Source organism: uncultured Candidatus Thioglobus sp., from assembly GCF_963981275.1.
GTDB lineage: Bacteria > Pseudomonadota > Gammaproteobacteria > PS1 > Pseudothioglobaceae > Thioglobus_A.
The window spans coordinates 1-14,401 of record NZ_CAXCCZ010000003.1 but is presented as its reverse complement, the minus strand read 5'-3'; the positions used below and the strand labels follow the sequence as shown (position 1 = coordinate 14,401).

Sequence of the window (14,401 nt, the reverse complement as noted above, 5' to 3'; positions counted from 1 at the left end):
AGTTCTACCAAAATTTATACCAAGGTGTTTCTACCTCTTTGGGTTTTTCTTCAGTTTTGGTTTTTTCAACAGCCTCTTGGAGTTTTTCAGCGGATATTTTTTGCTGTTCAAGCTGTTGTTCTGCTTGGGCTTTTTTTAACTCAGCTGTTTTGATTGCATTTTGCTGTTCAATTTGATGCTGCTGAGCTTGCTCTAGTTTAATTCTTTTTTTTAAAGCTGCCGCCGCCTGTTCTTGGGCGATCTTTTCTTTAGCAATGCGTTTTTCTTCTGTAGCACGCTTTTCTTTTGCAATTCTGGCTTTTTCTTTTGCCAGTTTTTGCGCTTTGATTTTTGCTTTTTCTGCAGCGATACGCTGGTCTTCAAGTGCCTTTTCTTTATCAGTTAATTTATCCAGGCTGGTGATACCGGAAGTGTCAATTGTGGTTAATTTCTGATTGGTGAATTTAAGCACTAAGCGGTAATGAGTGTCATCCTTCTCGTGGCGTGTTGAATGGTTAATATAATCCCACTGATTGTTGTGAAAAGGGTCGCTAATGCTAGGTGAGCCAATCAAGTCTTGTACTTGTGCTTTTGACATGCCTGCTTTGAGTTGATTGATTTTAAATCTTGTTAAAACCGAACCTTGTTGAATATCGTCTTTATATAGAGTGGGTAATGACATATCTGGCAGAATATCTGGCATGTCTGGAAAATCTGGCAATGTTGGCATGGAAGGGGTGCAAGCTGACAAAAATGGAAATGAGAATGAGATTGCAATTAAAGTTAGTTTGTTCATTTGGATTTAATTGATTAAAATGATTAGGAATTATTTTTCTGATTTTACCTCAAGGATTTGAATATGGATGCTCAAGATTTAAAAAGTGCTGGACTAAAAGTCACATTGCCGCGACTTAAAATTTTAGAAATTTTAGAAAAAAGCGACAATCACCATATGAGCGCTGAAGATATCTATCGCACCTTGGTTATGCAAGGTGAAGAGGTTGGTGTAGCCACTATCTATCGTGTATTAACGCAGTTTGAAGAGGCGAGCATGATTAACAAATTGAATTTTGACAATGGCCAAAGCGTGTATGAATTGTCAAATGTTGAGCATCATGATCATTTGTTGTGCGTTAAGTGTGGAAAAATCGATGAGTTTTCTGATGATGTAATTGAACAGCATCAGCATGATATCGCCACTAAATATGGTTATAAGCTAACTGACCACTGTCTGTATTTATACGGTTTGTGTAAAGATTGCCAATAACTGACTAACTTGGTTGTGGAAGATTTCATCTTAAGAGCGCTAATAGCTGCGCTCGGTATCTCTATTATTGCAGGATCACTTGGTTGTTTTGTGATTTGGAAGCGCATGAGTTATTTTTCTGAGTCTATTTCGCACTCTGCCTTGCTTGGCGTATCACTTGGCTTGGCAAGCGGCATGGGCATGCATGTGGGCTTGGTGAGTGTGGGTGTTGTGTTTGCAGGGTTGATTGTTGTTTTGCAACAAAAACAGTTTTTATCTAATGATGCTATTTTAGGTATTTTTTCACATCTGGCTTTGTCACTTGGTATTGTTATATTGGGTATTGTTGGCGGAGAGAGCACTGATTATTTCGCTCTATTGTTCGGCGATGTTTTGTCAATTGATAATCAAGATATTATCTGGATTTATGTTGTACTGATCATTGTAATCGGCTTATTGGTTGCTTTTTGGCAAAAATTACTCTTATTGACTTTAAATGAAGAATTGGCGGTTTCCCAGGGTCTTAATCGAACTTTTTATCAATTGTTGTTTATGTTGATGATTGCTTTAACAGTTTCAATTTCTGTGCAAATTGTAGGTGTTTTACTAATCACTTCCTTGTTAATTATTCCACCTGCGGTTGCCAGGGTGTTTGCCAACTCCCCATTAAGCATGGTCTTACAATCAATTGTTGTTTCTATGGTGGCTGTATTAATGGGGCTGACTGTTTCTACGTTTTATGATTTAGCGACAGGCCCAACCATTGTAATTGCGCTTGGCGTATTATTTATTCTATCGCAATTATTTCCAAGAAGGTTAAGCTAGCGCGTCATTTAACTCTGTCAACTGGTTGGTTTGTTGCTCAACAATCAATGGCTCGATGATTGACTCTAAATCACCTTCCATGATTTCCGCCAATTTATAGAGTGTTAGATTAATTCGATGGTCGGTAATGCGTCCTTGAGGATAATTATAAGTGCGAATTCGTTGAGATCGATCGCCACTGCCGACTAATTCTTTACGGGCTGATGCTTGTTCTTTTTGCTGAACTTGTTGTTGTGCATCTAAAATTCTTGATGCTAATACTGACATGGCTTGCGCTTTATTTTTGTGTTGTGAGCGTCCATCTTGACACTCCACCACGGTTCCTGTTGGAATGTGGGTGACACGAACGGCTGAGTCGGTCTTGTTAACGTGCTGTCCACCAGCGCCACTGGCTCTAAAGGTGTCAACACGAACATCGCCCATATTAATGTCGATATCTTCAATATTTTCCACTTCTGGCATGATGGCCACAGTACAAGCAGAGGTGTGCACACGACCTTGACTTTCAGTTTCTGGTACACGCTGAACACGGTGTGCACCTGATTCAAATTTAAGTTTAGAGTAAACATCAACGCCACTAATGCGGGCAATGATTTCTTTGTAGCCGCCGTGATCGCCTACATTAGCACTTAAGGTTTCCAATTGCCATTTTTGTTTTTCACAATAGCGAGAGTACATTCTAAACAAGTCCCCTGAGAAAATAGATGCCTCATCACCGCCAGTGCCAGCGCGAATTTCCACAATAATATTGCGAGAGTCGTTAGGGTCTTTAGGCAGTAAAGATTTTTTAAGGTCAAGATCTAGGCGCTCTAGAGTGTCTTTAGCATCGCTAATTTCCTCTTTGGCCATGGCCTTGATCTCGGCATCATCTTCCTCGAGCATTAGCTTGGCATCTTCAAGGTTTTGGTTGGTTACCAAGTATTCTTGATACTGCTCATTAACAGGCGTTAGTTGTGAATGTTCAATGGATAGCTCTCTAAATTTCTTAGCATCACTGGCCACACTTGGATCGCTTAACATGGCGCCAACTTCTTCTAGGCGCATTGACATTTGCTCTAACTTAGCAAGGATAGATTCATTCATTATTTTTTAATATTAGGAACGCAGCCTTCACACTGAGATAAATCTGTATGTGCAGTCTGCTTAATGTTTTTAAAGGTTGTATGTAATATTTTATTAGTGAGTTGGTCGGCCAATTTTTTAATAATTTTCTCCCCATCGTCACCATTATTAAGGCGTTTAATGGCATCTAATACAATATCATCTTTAATTTGATTGGCACTGGTTCGATAGCTTTGTACCAGTTGTTCATTAGGCAAAACTGATAACCATTTGTTAAATACTTGAGCTTGCTTAACAATAATCTCTTGCGCAAGCACTTTCTCTTTTTCGCGTGAATCTACATTGTCGCTCACCACTTGCTCAAGATCGTCAATAGTGTATAGATACACATCGTCTAGTTGGCCTACTTCAGGCTCAATATCACGTGGTATGGCAATATCAAGCATAAACATTGGCTTGTGCTTACGACGTTTCAATGCACTTTCAATCAGCCCTTTACCGATAACAGGCACTGAAGCAGCGGTAGAGGAAATAATAATATCAGCCTGATGAATGACTGAAGAAAACTGCTTTAAACTAATGGATTGAGCACCATAAATGGAGGCAATTTTTTGTGCATTTTCAAGCGTTCTGTTGGCAACAATGATGTTGTTAACGCCTTTTTGGCTTAGGTGTTGAGCACACAGTTCAATCATTTCTCCGGCGCCAATAAGTAAAACAGTTTGCTCAGATAAATCTGCAAATATTTTTTCACTGAGTTTGACAGCGCAATAAGCAATGGAAACGGGTGATGAGCCGATTTGAGTGTCGGTGCGTACTTTTTTAGCCGTTGAAAAAGCGTGCTGGAATAATTTTTCCAGCTTTTTATCTAGTGTTTTGGCTTGCTTGGCGCTATGATAGGCATCTTTAAGTTGGCCTAGAATCTGAGGCTCTCCCAAGACGAGAGAATCTAAACCGCAAGCGACATTGCAAATATGCTCTAAGGCTGCATCATTTTCAAAATAAACCAGATAAGAGTCAAGTTCTTGCCTAGAGACCTGGTGCGTATCTGATAGATATTGGCTTAAGATTTCTTGAGGGTTGTCGTTGTCCACGACAGTATAAATTTCAGAGCGATTACAAGTGGATAAAATAACACAAGCCTCAACACCTGAAATACTGTTTAACTTTTGCAATTCATCGGCCAAGTGGTTAGGTTCAAAGGCCACACGCTCACGTACCGAAACCGGTGCTTGTGCATGATTAACACTTAAAATAGCAATGCGTGACATAAACCCAAATAACAAACTCAATAAGCACTTAATTATACCTAAATCGCAATTTTTAGGCGTTCGCTATTACAACTCCAATGTTAGAATGCTCACCCTATGAAGCAGCTCTTTACATTGTGTATTCTTTTATTTTTACAGGGTTGTGAAACACTCAATACTCAAACACACTATAGTGTGCCAAGTATCGCTCCTGATGCATGGAGTGCCAAGGGTCGGGCGGGTATTTTAGTTAATGGCAGCAATCAAAATATTAGCTTTAATATTAGCTTTGTTGAGCAAGAATTTGAGATGGTGCTAGTGAGTGCATTGGGATTGGGCGAGGTCAATGTTCGTTCAACTGAGCACGGCTTGTTTGTGGATCATGTGCAAACACCACTTAATTTGCAACAGTGGATGACGCAAGAATTAGGTTGGAACTTCCCACTACACAGTTTGTCCGATATCATCTTTAAGCATCGGCTCGATGCACAGAGTGAATGGCAGGTTCAGATTGGCAAATTTATGCCATATCAAGGATCAAGTATCGCCAAAATGGTTAAATTGAAACATCGTAATAAGCCTATCAAAATCAAATTACTGTTACAAGAAGTTAATCAGTTAAAATGACTTAAAAAATGATTAAATTAGTATGATAGAAGAAGATTCTTTAGTAGGTGGCAAAGATCAAGGTGGCGAAGATATCGTCATTGCTTCGGTGCGCCCAGACAGCCTGTCTGAGTATATTGGTCAAGATGATGTAAAAGCACAGATGTCACTATTTATTAAGGCGGCTAAAAAACGTCAAGATGCATTGGATCATTGCTTAATTTACGGACCACCTGGGCTAGGAAAGACAACCTTAGCTAATGTCATTGCCAACCAAATGGGTGCAGGAATGAAGCAAACTTCCGGACCTGTTTTAGAGCGTTCGGGTGATTTAGCCGCTATTTTGACCAAGTTAGAGCCTTACGATGTTTTATTTATTGATGAAATTCATCGCCTCAATCCAGTTGTTGAAGAGATCCTTTATCCTGCACTAGAAGATTTTAAGTTAGATATTATGGTGGGCGAAGGGGTGGCTGCGCATTCTGTGCAATTAGAATTACCTCCATTTACTTTGATCGGTGCAACCACGCGCGCAGGCATGCTCACCTCACCACTACGTGATCGGTTTGGCATTGTTCAGCGTTTAGAGTTTTATAACGACCAAGATCTGCAAATTATTGTGGAGCGCTCCGCTAAGATTTTAGGTATTGAGATCGAGCCAAGTGGCGCCCATGAAATCGCCATGCGTTCACGCGGAACACCACGAATTGCTAATCGATTATTACGTCGGGTGCGTGATTTTGCTGATGTAAAAACGGATGGCATCATTCATCAAGCAATTGCCAATGAAGCCTTGAGCGCGCTTAAAGTAGATGAAGCTGGATTGGAACAACTTGATCGTGATTATCTCTTCATTATGACTAATAAGTTTGCTGGCGGCCCTGTTGGCCTTGATACATTAGCCACTGCTATTGGTGAAGAGCGCGGTACGTTAGAGGATATGGTTGAGCCTTATTTAATACAACAAGGGTTTATTCAGCGCACTCCTCGTGGACGTAGTGCCACGAACTTAACTTACAAGCATTTAGGATTAAACCAACCTTCGAACCACCAAGATTTATTTAATGAGTGATTTAGAGCTTAGGGTTTACTACGAAGACACAGACAGTGGAGGCGTGGTTTATTATGCAAATTATCTGAAGTTTATTGAGCGCGGCCGTAGCGAATTTTTGCGCGAATTAGGTTTTGAACAAGACCAGTTGATTAACGACCAAGGTGTTATTTTTGCTGTTAGATCACTTCAAGCTGAGTATCTGTCACCTGCTCGATTTAATGATTTATTAACCATTCACACCCAAGTGGAAAAATCTCGCCGTGCTAGCTTGATTTTTTCGCAGAAAATAAGGGATCTTAAACAAAATAAGGTATTATTTGAAGCACAAGTTACCGTTGCTTGTTTGGACGTGCAAAATTTTAAACCGCGCGCCATTCCAAGTGACATTCTGGAGAAAATAAATGGACAGTAGTTTATCAATTTTTAGCTTAATTATTAGCGCTGGTTTTGTGGTGCAAGTGGTTATGTTTGTTTTAGTGTTAATGAGTATTTATTCCTGGACTATTATCATGTCTAAGAAGAAAACGCTAATGGATGCCAACAAAGATGTTAAGCGTTTTCATAATAATTTTTTGTCAGATACGGATTTGTCAATATTGCATGGACAAATTCCTGATCAAGTTTCCAGCCGAACTCCAATGGAACATATTTTTGGCGCAGGATATGGTGAGTTTACCCATACAACCTCCGCTTCTAATCAGGCCTTGGTTATGAATTCGGAGCGTGCATATCGCTCTATGAACACCGCAGTTAACAATGAGGTTGATCGTCTAGACCATGGCTTAAGTGTTTTGGCCATGATTGCCTCGTCAAGCCCGTACATTGGTTTGTTTGGTACAGTTTGGGGAATTATGCATTCATTTATTGGTCTTGCCTCTGTTAAGCAAGCAACGATTTCTATTGTTGCACCAGGTATTGCTGAAGCACTAATTGCAACCGCATTTGGCTTGTTTGCCGCCATTCCTGCAACCATTGCCTACAATCGTTTAATTACTCAAGTGGGCGAGATTCAAAATAAGTACACCTCGTTTGTTGAAGAGTTGTTTGTTACTTTTCAAAGACAAAAGTAGCTATAGAACATGATTGAACTGCCACAACGTCATAGGCCAAGTGTTGATGCACATATCAACATTGTTCCGTATATTGACGTCATGTTGGTATTGCTGGTGATCTTTATGATGACAACCCCTATTATTGAGCAGGGTATTGAGGTAGACCTACCAACAGCTGACGCCAAAATGGTGGACTTTACAGAGCAGCAACCCACCATTGTCACTATCAATAAAGAGGGTGAGTACTTTATTAATTCTCTAGACGAGGATGGTTCTGATGTTTCTAAAGGTGAAAAATTACCACTGGGTATTATTGCTGGCCGTGTTAGTGCGCGTTTAGAGATTTATCCAAGCATGAAAGTTTTTGTACGTGGTGATGCAAGTGTGGCGTATGGAGTGGTTGTATCGCTAATGTCATTTTTGCAAAAAAATGGCGTAGATAAAGTGGGTATCGTGACAGAATCAGGTGATGCAAACTAATGAAAACCGAACTACTTAAAAAAATCAAATTACCTAAGATTGCTAATAAACACCCGGTAGCTTTTTGGACGGCGATTGTTTTGCATGTGGTATTAGTGATCGGCTTGATATTTTCAAATGTTCAGCGTTGGGAGATTCCTAAACAGGCACCAAAATCATCTAGCGCCGTCCCTAAGGCGGTAACGGTTGATTTAACTGAAATTAAGAAAGAGAAGCAACGTCTAGTTGATATTCGACAAAAGCGTGAAAAGCGTCTAGCCGATCTTAAGCGTGCTGAAAAGCGTGTTGAAAATGAGCGCTATAAAGAGCAGCAACGTCTTAAAAAATTAAAAGCAAAAACCAAGAAAGAAAAACAAGCCAAAGCTAAAGCTGAAAAAAGCAGAAAAGCAGCTGAAAAGAAAAACAAACAAGCATTAAAGAAAAAGAAATTAGCAGAGAAAAAAGCGCTTGAAGCTGAAAAGCGTAAAAAAACTGCTGAAAAGAAAGCAAAAGCAGCCGAGAAAGAAAAGCAAAAAATTGAAAAGTTAAGAAAGGTTGAGGCTAACAAATTTGAAAAAGAGCAAGATACACGTTCTTTAAAGAAAGAGATTCAGGCGGAAGAAGATCAAGAGAGGGAGATAGCTCAAGAGGATATTTTAAATGAGCTAAAAGCAAATTACGTTAATCAGATTGCTTCAAGAGTTAAAGAAAAATGGCGTTACCAAGGTGCCCAAGATGACTGGGGTTGTGATGTTTATATATTGCAAGATTTGAATGGTAATGTGCAAAGTGTTAATTTACAGTCTTGTAATGTGAGTAACAGTGTTAAAGCAAAAGTATTTAAAGATGCTATTGAAAGAGCGGTGTATAAAGCCTCGCCACTACCGCATGCACCAGACAAAAGCGTATTTGACCGTGAAATATTGTTCCACTTCAGGGTAAATTAATGCACAAAGATACGGCTTCAGAGCAAGACATCGTCAACCTAAGTAAGGATGAGCAAAATCAATTAACCTTCCAGTTATCTCAAATTTTAGAAAACTGGAAATTAGAAGATGGCGACCAGCTAACTGTTTTAGGCCTTGAAGAAGTGCTTAAGCCAAGGCATTTATACTTGTATCGTCGTGGTGATAAGTCTTTTGAATTTAATGATGAGATGGTTAAGCGCACTAGAATGATTTTAGGCATCCATGAATCATTAGGCACGACATTTCCAACTAATAGAGAGTACGCCAGTGTATGGCTAAAGCGTAGTGTTAAAAAGTTTAAACACAAAACACCACTAGAGCTCATGTTGAGTGGCGATACGGGCATGAATCGAGTTTGGCACTTTCTGGATTGCACTCAAGGGTGGCGCAGTTGAATAAAATTGAAGTTATCACCCAAACAGAAGCACTTTACACCTTAAAAGTTTTAACTAACAATACCGATGCTTTGGTTGAGGAGATCACCACACTTGCCAGTGATAATAAGGCGCAATTTCAGCATGCACCTGTTATTCTAGAAATTGAGAATAAAAATTTCCAGGCAAATGAGCTGGCAGTTTTAATCGAAATTTTGGCTCAAAATGAGATGGTGGCTGTAGGTATTCGCTCACAAAAACAAGAGTTGATTGATTTTGCCAAATTTTCTGGTTTAGCAGTTTTTGGCAAGTCTTTATCATCAAGTAAAAAGACCAAAGCCAAAACGCAAGCTATAAAACAGCCTGAATCAAGCAACCCTAATCCGCATCAAGATAGAACTTATCAAGCGCCAAAAATTGTCACTAATAAGGTTTATTCATTTCAGCAAATAATTGCCCAAGACAGAGATTTAGTACTGCTATCTAAAGTTAAATCGGGGGCAGATGTAATGTCATTTGGATCTATTTCTGCCTATAAAGAAGTTCAGGGTAGTTTGTTTGCTGGTATTCAAGGTGATGAAAAGGCCACTATTTTCGTTCAATCATTCAATGCAGAATTGGTTTCTATTGCTGGAGTTTATAAGAAATTCGATGTAGTGCCAACTAAGCTATACGCTAGATCGGTGATGATTGACTTGTTCAACAATCAATTACGATTCCAAATTATTTAAAATTTATTATGATGAATACACAAGATTTTTTACTTGAATTAGGCACAGAAGAGTTGCCACCCAAGTTATTACCAAAACTTTCAAAAGCATTAACTGACAATGTAATTAAAGAGTTGTCAGAATTAAAACTTAAGCATTTGGAGGTTGAGTCATTTGCCACTCCGCGCCGTTTAGCGGTTTTGGTGCATGGCTTGCAGTGTCAGCAAGAGGATCAGGTTATTGAGCGCAAAGGTCCTGCAATCAGTGCGCCTGATCAGGCAGTTGAAGGTTTTGCTAAATCTTGTGGTGTTTTACGTGCTGACCTTGCACAAAAGACTTTTGGTAAGGCGGAATACTATTTCTTTAGCAAGCAACAAAAAGGGTTAGAAACTAAGGGCTTGCTAGAGCAAGTAGTTGATACAGCAATTAAAAATATTCCAATTGCCAAGCCAATGCGCTGGGGTAGTTCTGAGGTGCAGTTTTCTAGGCCAACTCATTGGTTGGTTATGCTATTGGGTGAGGAAGTAATCAGTGCATCAATCATGGGGCTTTCTGCTGGAAGCGTAACCCGTGGATTGCGCTTTACAGGCCCACAAAAAATTGAAATTTCCAAAGCGTCCGAGTATCGTCAAACCATGATGGATCAGGCACAAATTGAAGTGGATTTTGACACTCGCAAGGAAATGATTCGCCAGCAAGTTATTCAAGTGGCTGCTGATGATAAGGCAACTGCTGTTATTGATGAGGCGCTATTGGGTGAAGTGTGTGCTTTAGTTGAGTATCCGCGGGCCTTCTCAGGCGGTTTTAGTGAGTCGTTCTTAGCGGTTCCTGAAGAAGCGCTTATTTCCGCGATGAAATCACATCAAAAGTATTTTCATATGTTGGATAAAAATGGCAAATTATTACCAAGCTTTATTTCTGTGGCCAATATTGAGTCTAGTGATATTTCGGTAATTGTTAGTGGTAACGAGCGTGTTATTCGCCCAAGATTAGCGGATTCTGAGTTTTTCTGGGAACAAGATAAGCGCCAAACACTAGAATCTCATCTAGAAAAATTAGATCGCGTATTATTTATGAAATCACTTGGCTCAATGGGTGATAAAGCTAAGCGTATTGGGACTTTATCAGGCTCAATTGCAGAAATGATTGGCGCCAATGAGCAAGATTCAAAGCGTGCCGGACTGTTGTGTAAAACAGACTTAGTGACTGAAATGGTCGGAGAATTTGCTGATCTACAAGGGGTAATGGGAGGTTATTACGCGCTAAACGATGGTGAAAATAAAGCAGTTGCCAGTGCTATTAGTGAGCATTATCATCCAAGATTTGCAGGCGACACTCTCCCCTCAACACCGGAAGGGTTGGTGGTTGCCATTGCTGACAAGCTAGACACCATTACCGGAATTTATGGAATTGGTCAAGGACCTACAGGCTCTAAAGATCCATACGCATTGCGTAGAATGGCATTAGGATTGTTAAGGATGATGGTGGAAAGTAAGCTGAATCTTAATCTTAAAGCGCTTATCTCAGCTTCATTATCTGCTCACTCAAGCGAGGTAGATGGCGAGTGTGCACCAGCTATTTACAAATTTATGATGGATCGTTTACGCGCATACTACAAAGAACAAAAGGTTAGCGCTAAAGCATTTGAGGCGGTATTGGCGGTTGAGCCTGAATCTCCCTATGATTTTCATCTTCGGGTTGAAGCGTTAAACATCTTTACTAAAGATGAGGCTTCGGCTAGTTTAATTGAGGCTAATAAGCGTATCGCTAATATGTTGAAAGATCATCAAGAGCTTTCAATTGAAGTTGATCACTCGGTATTGGTGGAGTCAGCTGAAAAAGCTTTATTTGAGTCGACCAGTCTTGTTGCTAAAAAACTTGCTCAATCAACGGACTATATTAGTAATATGCATGAACTAATTTCACTCAAAGCAAGTATTGATACGTTCTTTGATGAAGTGATGGTGAATGCAGATAACCCACAGCTTAAAACAGCGCGCCTTAGTTTAATTAACTGGGTAAGATCTTTGTTCTTATCAGTAGCGGACGTCTCGCACTTAAGCTAAGTCCTGATGAAAGCTTTAATTCAGCGTGTGTCGCATAGTAAAGTTGAAGTAGATAGTAAAATTGTTGGTGAAATTAACCAAGGCTTGCTTGTGTTTATTGGTATTGAAAAGCAGGATGAAAAATCACAGATAGACAAAATGATTAAACGCTTATTATCGTATCGAGTATTTTACGATGCCAATGACAAGATGAACTTATCAGTGTCAGATATTAAGGGTGGCATATTGGCGGTTTCTCAATTTACCTTAGCAGCAGATACCAATTCAGGCACAAGACCAGGATTTTCAACAGCCAAAGCGCCCAAAGAAGCAAGAGCATTGTACGATTATTTTATGGCGCAAATATCACAACAGCACGCCGATGTACAAAGTGGAGAGTTTGGTGCTGATATGCAGGTATCACTTACCAATGATGGGCCGGTCACTTTTTTATTAGCATGCTAGACCAAGTGCTAACACTTGTAAGTCAGTATGAAGAAATATTCATTTTAGTGGGTATTGTTTCAGCTGTTGTTTTTGTAGCTACATTATTATTAACACCCTATTTATTAGGATTAATTCCAGCTGATTATTTTTCAGCTAATTATGCATATCAAGTAAAAAGAAAAACACTACTTTGCCTACTTAAGACTACGGTTAAAACATTTGTTGGCGTTCTTTTGGTGTTAGCTGGCATTATTATGTTGGTGACACCAGGACAGGGATTTATCTCAATAATATTGGGCATATTTCTAATGGAATTTCCAGGAAAGAGACAATTGGAAATTAAATTTATTAACCACAATCCAACATTTAAAACGCTCAACTGGTTGCGCGATAAAGCTGGAAAAACACCCTTTATTCGATGAAAGAAAGACACATAGTTGGCTACACATTATTAGGTGCAATCCTTGCATTTGTGGCAATATTTTTATTCACTCGTGATGTTGAAATGCCTAAAAATCAGGCAATGCCTTGGCAAAGCTATATCAATGAAAACCAGCAAACTGTGGTGTTTAACTTAACCATGGCTGAGAGTCGTTTAATTGATGCTGCTCGTCAATTTGGCACTGAAATAAACGCCTCTTTATTTGAGAGTGAATTGGAAAAACCAGAACTGGAAGTGTATTTTTCTAGCACCAAGGTAGGCGGCATTAGTGCTAGAATTATTTTAAATTTAATATTGGATGAGCAAATCATTGAATCATTGTCAAACAATATTGATGAGTCAATGCAAATGCCATCTGGTGTTAAAAATACAACCTTTACTTCAGCAGGAGAGAGGTCCATGTCTAGGCTTAAAATTAAATCACTAACTTTTATACCTGGTGCTAATTTAGATAAAGAGGTGATTGAAAATCTATTTGGTAAGCCGGCTAGAGTGGAGCTTGCCACAGAAGGGGTGTCGTATTGGCATTATCCGCAAAAAGGTCTGCGTATTATTGTTGATAGAGAGCAGAAAGAAGTTCTTGAGTTTTTCAATCAATAGGCGGTCGAAAGATGAAAATGTATGGAATCAAGAACTGTGACACTGTTAAGAAAGCTCAAAAATATTTACAATTAAATAATATTGAGTTTGAATTTATTGATTTTCGTGAACAGCCGCTTGACGAGAAAACCTTGCAAAGCTTTGCTGATTCTGTAGGCTGGGATAAGCTCATCAATAAGCGCTCAACCACTTATAGAAATCTTACTGATGTACAGAAAGCTGACATCACTTTAGAGTTGGCGTTAAAAAACCCAACCTTAATTAAGCGACCTGTTTTAGTAACAGGCGCCGATGTCAGAGTTGGGTTTAGTGAAAAAAGTTATTCAGATTTGACTTAACCTTTAGCTTGTTGTTCTTCTATTTCCTTACGAACGATATCCATATCTAATTCTTTAGCTTTATTGAGCACTGTTTCAAGATCGGCTTCTGCCATTGCACCTGGTTGAGAGAAGATAGCGATTTGATCTCTAAAAATCATTAATGTCGGAATAGAACGAATTTGGAATTTACCTGCTAAATCTTGCTCATCTTCAGTGTTAATTTTTGCAAAAGTAACACCTTCAATTTTTTCGCTCATGGCTTCATAAGTTGGTGCAAAAGATTTACAAGGGCCACACCACGGTGCCCAAAAGTCCAAAATCACAAGTTCGTTATTCTGAATAGTGTCGTCAAAATTGTCTTTATTTAGCTCTAGTACTGCCATGATTTGTCCTTGTTTAATCTAAAAAAATTAAAGTATATCATAAACATCTTATATTTGTAATTGCATTATGGTTTTTTTGTTAATCTGCGCTATGATCGTGGTGAACATTTAAGCTCTGATTATGGCTCAAAAGTCATTGGTTTGAGTGCTATGATAAATCTATATTGTAGTAAACTGTTTTTAGTTATTTAGTGTGAAATTGTCTATGAAGATTTTAGGGGTAGACCCCGGCTCAAGAATTACTGGCTTTGGCTTGATCGAAGCAGAAAAACTCAAATTTGCTTATCTTGCTAGTGGCTGCATTCGCACCAAAGGCGAGCTCACAGATCGCATAACCACTATATTTTTAGAGATCGACCAAGTGGTTAAAAAGTACCAACCTGATGTGGTGGTTATTGAACGTGCTTTTATGCGTCCAGATAGGCCTAATCCTGATGCGGCCATTAAGCTTGGTCATGCACGAGGTGCAATTATTTCTGCGGCGGGCATGAATGGTATTGCTATGGTGGAGTACAGTCCTAATCAAATTAAAAAAGCAGTTGTTGGCAAAGGGCATGCCGGTAAAGATCAAGTGTCTTA

General features: G+C 39.3%; 20 protein-coding genes. 16 read left to right on the top strand and 4 right to left on the bottom strand.

From position 1 onward, the window contains the following. Positions 1–4 precede the first annotated feature (4 nt). The gene (gene bamE / locus ABNR88_RS00870) at positions 5–775 is read right to left on the bottom strand and encodes an outer membrane protein assembly factor BamE (protein ID WP_291925940.1); all 771 of its coding nucleotides are present in this window, start codon (positions 773–775) and stop codon (positions 5–7) included. Positions 776–838: 63 nt separating this feature from the next. Here bamE and fur point away from each other — a divergent pair, with 63 nt between their 5' ends. Both fur and ABNR88_RS00860 read left to right on the top strand, forming a co-directional pair. Continuing rightward, entirely contained in the window at positions 839–1,246 is a 408-nt protein-coding gene (fur, locus tag ABNR88_RS00865; RefSeq protein ID WP_291925937.1) for a ferric iron uptake transcriptional regulator, read from the top strand. Between the two features lie 15 nt (positions 1,247–1,261). Then, a complete protein-coding gene (locus ABNR88_RS00860; RefSeq protein WP_291925934.1) occupies positions 1,262–2,050 on the top strand; it encodes a metal ABC transporter permease in 789 nt (262 codons plus the stop codon). Here ABNR88_RS00860 and prfA read toward each other — a convergent pair. Both prfA and hemA read right to left on the bottom strand, forming a co-directional pair. Next, on the bottom strand, positions 2,042–3,133 hold the full coding sequence (gene prfA / locus ABNR88_RS00855; protein WP_291925931.1) for a peptide chain release factor 1: 1,092 nt from the start codon (positions 3,131–3,133) through the stop codon (positions 2,042–2,044). The genes ABNR88_RS00860 and prfA overlap by 9 nt on opposite strands. Further along, complete coding sequence (gene hemA / locus ABNR88_RS00850; RefSeq protein ID WP_291925928.1) at positions 3,133–4,383, bottom strand: glutamyl-tRNA reductase; 1,251 nt, start codon at positions 4,381–4,383, stop codon at positions 3,133–3,135. Before hemA ends, prfA begins: the two co-directional genes overlap by 1 nt. A 96-nt stretch (positions 4,384–4,479) precedes the next feature. On the opposite strand from hemA, the gene ABNR88_RS00845 reads away from it, so the two are divergent. From ABNR88_RS00845 to ABNR88_RS00785, 13 genes are read left to right on the top strand one after another with little or no spacing between them, the layout of a single operon-like run. Beyond that, positions 4,480–4,989, top strand: coding sequence for a lipoprotein insertase outer membrane protein LolB (locus ABNR88_RS00845; RefSeq protein ID WP_291925926.1), 510 nt, complete (start codon positions 4,480–4,482; stop codon positions 4,987–4,989). Positions 4,990–5,011: 22 nt separating this feature from the next. Beyond that, complete coding sequence (ruvB, locus tag ABNR88_RS00840; RefSeq protein ID WP_291925924.1) at positions 5,012–6,040, top strand: Holliday junction branch migration DNA helicase RuvB; 1,029 nt, start codon at positions 5,012–5,014, stop codon at positions 6,038–6,040. Further along, entirely contained in the window at positions 6,033–6,434 is a 402-nt protein-coding gene (ybgC, locus tag ABNR88_RS00835; protein ID WP_291925920.1) for a tol-pal system-associated acyl-CoA thioesterase, read from the top strand. Before ruvB ends, ybgC begins: the two co-directional genes overlap by 8 nt. Continuing rightward, positions 6,424–7,092, top strand: coding sequence for a protein TolQ (gene tolQ / locus ABNR88_RS00830; RefSeq protein WP_291925918.1), 669 nt, complete (start codon positions 6,424–6,426; stop codon positions 7,090–7,092). Before ybgC ends, tolQ begins: the two co-directional genes overlap by 11 nt. Before the next feature lie 9 nt (positions 7,093–7,101). Continuing rightward, the gene (gene tolR / locus ABNR88_RS00825) at positions 7,102–7,554 is read left to right on the top strand and encodes a protein TolR (RefSeq protein WP_291925915.1); all 453 of its coding nucleotides are present in this window, start codon (positions 7,102–7,104) and stop codon (positions 7,552–7,554) included. Then, positions 7,554–8,480 (top strand): cell envelope integrity protein TolA, encoded by a 927-nt coding sequence (gene tolA, locus ABNR88_RS00820; protein ID WP_291925912.1) that lies wholly within the window; start codon positions 7,554–7,556, stop codon positions 8,478–8,480. Before tolR ends, tolA begins: the two co-directional genes overlap by 1 nt. Next, entirely contained in the window at positions 8,480–8,896 is a 417-nt protein-coding gene (locus ABNR88_RS00815) for an antitoxin Xre/MbcA/ParS toxin-binding domain-containing protein (RefSeq protein ID WP_291925909.1), read from the top strand. The genes tolA and ABNR88_RS00815 overlap by 1 nt, the downstream gene beginning before the upstream one ends. After that, positions 8,893–9,606 carry a septum site-determining protein MinC gene (gene minC / locus ABNR88_RS00810; RefSeq protein WP_291925907.1) on the top strand — a complete coding sequence of 238 codons (714 nt, stop codon included), beginning with the start codon at positions 8,893–8,895 and terminating at the stop codon, positions 9,604–9,606. Before ABNR88_RS00815 ends, minC begins: the two co-directional genes overlap by 4 nt. Positions 9,607–9,614: 8 nt before the next feature. Further along, positions 9,615–11,651: a glycine--tRNA ligase subunit beta gene (gene glyS, locus ABNR88_RS00805; RefSeq protein ID WP_291925904.1), complete on the top strand. Its 2,037-nt coding sequence runs from the start codon at positions 9,615–9,617 to the stop codon at positions 11,649–11,651. 6 nt (positions 11,652–11,657) lie between these two features. After that, positions 11,658–12,095, top strand: coding sequence for a D-aminoacyl-tRNA deacylase (gene dtd, locus ABNR88_RS00800; protein WP_291925902.1), 438 nt, complete (start codon positions 11,658–11,660; stop codon positions 12,093–12,095). Next, a complete protein-coding gene (locus tag ABNR88_RS00795; protein WP_348669789.1) occupies positions 12,089–12,499 on the top strand; it encodes a PGPGW domain-containing protein in 411 nt (136 codons plus the stop codon). The genes dtd and ABNR88_RS00795 overlap by 7 nt, the downstream gene beginning before the upstream one ends. Next, entirely contained in the window at positions 12,496–13,119 is a 624-nt protein-coding gene (locus ABNR88_RS00790) for a hypothetical protein (RefSeq protein ID WP_291925896.1), read from the top strand. The genes ABNR88_RS00795 and ABNR88_RS00790 overlap by 4 nt, the downstream gene beginning before the upstream one ends. 11 nt (positions 13,120–13,130) lie before the next feature. Beyond that, positions 13,131–13,457 (top strand): arsenate reductase, encoded by a 327-nt coding sequence (locus ABNR88_RS00785; RefSeq protein ID WP_291925893.1) that lies wholly within the window; start codon positions 13,131–13,133, stop codon positions 13,455–13,457. Here ABNR88_RS00785 and trxA read toward each other — a convergent pair. Continuing rightward, complete coding sequence (gene trxA / locus ABNR88_RS00780; RefSeq protein WP_291925890.1) at positions 13,454–13,822, bottom strand: thioredoxin; 369 nt, start codon at positions 13,820–13,822, stop codon at positions 13,454–13,456. The genes ABNR88_RS00785 and trxA overlap by 4 nt on opposite strands. Positions 13,823–14,027: 205 nt before the next feature. Between trxA and ruvC the strand changes: the two genes are divergently transcribed. Further along, positions 14,028–14,401: crossover junction endodeoxyribonuclease RuvC (ruvC, locus tag ABNR88_RS00775; RefSeq protein ID WP_348669788.1), on the top strand; the 374-nt coding region annotated here is incomplete at its 3' end.

What these genes read in the sequence shown, in the direction of transcription:
- tolQ (WP_291925918.1), top strand. Translation starts at nt 6,424, where the DNA reads ATGGACAGTAGTTTATCAATTTTTAGCTTAATTATTAGCGCTGGTTTT.
- ABNR88_RS00795 (WP_348669789.1), top strand. Translation starts at nt 12,089, where the DNA reads ATGCTAGACCAAGTGCTAACACTTGTAAGTCAGTATGAAGAAATATTC.
- tolR (WP_291925915.1), top strand. Translation starts at nt 7,102, where the DNA reads ATGATTGAACTGCCACAACGTCATAGGCCAAGTGTTGATGCACATATC.
- dtd (WP_291925902.1), top strand. Translation starts at nt 11,658, where the DNA reads ATGAAAGCTTTAATTCAGCGTGTGTCGCATAGTAAAGTTGAAGTAGAT.
- bamE (WP_291925940.1), bottom strand. Translation starts at nt 775, where the DNA reads ATGAACAAACTAACTTTAATTGCAATCTCATTCTCATTTCCATTTTTG.
- trxA (WP_291925890.1), bottom strand. Translation starts at nt 13,822, where the DNA reads ATGGCAGTACTAGAGCTAAATAAAGACAATTTTGACGACACTATTCAG.
- tolA (WP_291925912.1), top strand. Translation starts at nt 7,554, where the DNA reads ATGAAAACCGAACTACTTAAAAAAATCAAATTACCTAAGATTGCTAAT.
- prfA (WP_291925931.1), bottom strand. Translation starts at nt 3,133, where the DNA reads ATGAATGAATCTATCCTTGCTAAGTTAGAGCAAATGTCAATGCGCCTA.
- ybgC (WP_291925920.1), top strand. Translation starts at nt 6,033, where the DNA reads ATGAGTGATTTAGAGCTTAGGGTTTACTACGAAGACACAGACAGTGGA.
- glyS (WP_291925904.1), top strand. Translation starts at nt 9,615, where the DNA reads ATGATGAATACACAAGATTTTTTACTTGAATTAGGCACAGAAGAGTTG.
- fur (WP_291925937.1), top strand. Translation starts at nt 839, where the DNA reads ATGGATGCTCAAGATTTAAAAAGTGCTGGACTAAAAGTCACATTGCCG.
- ABNR88_RS00815 (WP_291925909.1), top strand. Translation starts at nt 8,480, where the DNA reads ATGCACAAAGATACGGCTTCAGAGCAAGACATCGTCAACCTAAGTAAG.
- hemA (WP_291925928.1), bottom strand. Translation starts at nt 4,383, where the DNA reads ATGTCACGCATTGCTATTTTAAGTGTTAATCATGCACAAGCACCGGTT.
- ABNR88_RS00790 (WP_291925896.1), top strand. Translation starts at nt 12,496, where the DNA reads ATGAAAGAAAGACACATAGTTGGCTACACATTATTAGGTGCAATCCTT.
- ABNR88_RS00845 (WP_291925926.1), top strand. Translation starts at nt 4,480, where the DNA reads ATGAAGCAGCTCTTTACATTGTGTATTCTTTTATTTTTACAGGGTTGT.
- ABNR88_RS00785 (WP_291925893.1), top strand. Translation starts at nt 13,131, where the DNA reads ATGAAAATGTATGGAATCAAGAACTGTGACACTGTTAAGAAAGCTCAA.
- ruvB (WP_291925924.1), top strand. Translation starts at nt 5,012, where the DNA reads ATGATAGAAGAAGATTCTTTAGTAGGTGGCAAAGATCAAGGTGGCGAA.